Origin of the sequence: Brucella pseudintermedia, from assembly GCF_008932435.1 — a bacterium.
In the GTDB taxonomy this organism is placed as follows: Bacteria; Pseudomonadota; Alphaproteobacteria; order Rhizobiales; family Rhizobiaceae; genus Brucella; species Brucella pseudintermedia.
In genome coordinates, this window is the sequence record NZ_WBWE01000044.1 from 1 (window position 1) to 284 (window position 284).

Sequence of the window (284 nt, forward strand, 5' to 3'; positions counted from 1 at the left end):
TCAGACCGCTGACAAACCCATCGATATTTTCGACGGGTTTTGTTCTGGGAAGTATGCTGTTTTGGGCGGCAGAGTTTTGACGCAGATTGAGAAGGGTGTATCCGGCTCATGCGCTGACCGGTTTTGGCCCTTTGGTGAGCGCCATTGCGATCTTCTTGATGTTCTGGGCACTCGCGGCTAGCAGGCATTGCCATCTGACCTTGATGAGGCCACGGAACCTGGCATAGCGATGTCCATGCAACTGCTTGGCATCGGCAAAGGAACGCTCCACCGTCTCCTTGCGT

Annotated in this window: 1 protein-coding gene; it reads right to left on the minus strand. The window is 54.6% G+C overall.

What is annotated here, in order from left to right:
• Positions 1-106 precede the first annotated feature (106 nt).
• Positions 107-284: transposase (locus tag F9K78_RS21810; protein WP_208851950.1), on the minus strand; the 178-nt coding region annotated here is incomplete at its 5' end.